2 protein-coding genes are annotated in these 2,117 nt (G+C 60.2%); both read right to left on the reverse strand.

All coding sequences use genetic code 11. From position 1 onward, the window contains the following. On the reverse strand, window positions 1-277 hold a 277-nt coding region (locus VEJ16_08045), incomplete at its 3' end, for an acetyl-CoA C-acyltransferase (protein HYB09607.1). 130 nt (window positions 278-407) lie between these two features. Then, window positions 408-2,117 (reverse strand): long-chain fatty acid--CoA ligase (locus VEJ16_08050; GenBank protein ID HYB09608.1); only part of this gene is annotated, 1,710 nt, incomplete at its 5' end.

The raw sequence follows: 2,117 nt of genomic DNA on the forward strand, positions 1-2,117 counted from the left end.
AGCCGCAAAAGCGGTTGACTGTGGTCCCCGCGACGGAGATCGGCAAATGCGCGAGGAAACCCAGGAGGCGCGCCACATTCAGCCCCTGCTCACCCTCCGGAATTGCGCATCCGACGATCAGGTCTTCGATTTCGGCCGGATCCACGCCCTTGGTGCGGGAAAGGAGGGTCTCCACGACTTGAGCGGCGAGCTCGTCCGGGCGCACGCGCGCAAGTTCGCCTTTATTCGCAAAATGAAACGGCGAGCGGGCATAGCCCGCGATGACCACGTTCTTCATGGAACGACCCTCCTCCCAATCCGCCTCGCTCGGACTGCCGTACTTTAGGGTGGTGGCAGCGCCAAAAGGCAGGTAAGCCTCTCGCAGCACCTGGATGCGACCTTACGAATCGCGATCAGCTACCGCCGTTTCACGATTTTACCGATCCGCCGCTCACCGCCGCGGCCTGGCGTTGATGCTCCTCCACGAGCGCTCTCTTCAATATCTTCCCGATCGCCGACTTCGGCAACTCGTCGCGAAATTCGAATATCTTCGGCATTTCGATCGGCGAGATCTTGTCCTTGAGAAAATCGTGCAATGCCCGTTCGTCAAGTGCAGCACCCTTCTGACGCACGATATATGCCTTTACCGTCTGCCCCCGATACGCGTCCGGAACACCCACCACCGCCGCTTCGGCGACGGCCGGATTCATATAGATCGCCTCCTCGACGTTGCGTGGATAGATCTTGTATCCGCCCGCGACGATCACCTCCTTGAGGCGATCGACGATATAGAAGAAGCCCTCTTCATCCATGTAACCGACATCGCCGGTATGGAACCAGCCGTCGGTGATCGAGGTTTTCGTCTCGTCCTCACGTCGCCAGTAACCGGCCATCACTTGCGGCCCGCGGACCCAAAGCTCGCCCTGCTCGCGCGGCGGCAGCGGATGCCTAGGCTCGTCGATCGACGTGATTTGCACGTCCGTGTTCGGCTGCGGCAGACCGATCGATCCCGGTTTAACGGCGCCGTGGACGGGATTGCAACAAACCGTTGGCGAGGTCTCGGAGAGCCCGTAGCCTTCGACAAGCGAGCATCCGGTAAGCGACTCGAAATGGCGCTTGACCTCGAGCGGAAGAGTCGCCCCCCCGGAGACGCAAACCTTGATCGACGACAGATTATAGCGCGCGAGATCCTTGTAGTTGTTGACCGCGGTGTAAATCGTGGGCACGCCATGGAAAATCGTCGGCCGTTTGCGGTCGATCGTCTTCAAGACCTGAACGAGATCGAAGCGCGGCAGCAAAATGATCAGCCCGCCGATATAAAGCGGAACGTTCATGACGGCCGTCATCGCGAAGACGTGAAAGAGCGGCAACACGCAAAGCGCTCGCTCCCTCCCTCGTTCCACCTCCGGGAACCAAGCCGCGTTTTGAGTCACGTTGGCCCAAAGATTGTAATGCGTGAGTGAAGCGCCCTTGGGCGCCCCTGTCGTGCCGCCGGTATATTGCAGTACCGCGATGTCGCGGCGCGGCGAGATGGCGACCGCACGCGGCTTCCCGTCGTTCGACACGAGCTGGTCGAAGAAGACATGCCGGTCATTCTGGGGTATGCGCGCAACTTCGCCCCCGCGCACGATCGGAAAGAGCATATTCTGCGGGAACGGCAATATGCCCGCCATGCGCCCGATCACCACGCGCTTCAGACTCGATTGATCGAGAGCCAAAGCGATCTTGTCGTAGACGACCTTGAGGTCGAGCGTCACCATGATCATGGTCTCGGAGTCGTCGATTTGATGGACGACCTCGCGTGGCGCGTAGAGCGGATTGTAGTTGACGATCGTGCCCCCCGCCTTGAGCACGGCGTAGTAGCAGATCACGAAATAGGGGCAATTCGGGAGGAATAAGCCCACTTTGACACCAGGCCCGACACCAAGCCCCTGGAAACCTGCGGCAGCCCGATCGACGAGACGGCCGAGTTCTCGGTAGCTATAGGTTTTACCGAGAAATTCGAGCGCCGGATTGTCCGGATAGGTCGCGACGGAATCGTCCAACAATGCCCAAAGCGGGCGTTCGACCACTTCGACCGTGGACGGCACGCCCGGCGGATATGCCTTGAGCCACGGTCGACCGCTCACCGGATTCGG

Source organism: Alphaproteobacteria bacterium (genome assembly GCA_035625915.1).
In the GTDB taxonomy this organism is placed as follows: Bacteria; Pseudomonadota; Alphaproteobacteria; order JACZXZ01; family JACZXZ01; genus DATDHA01.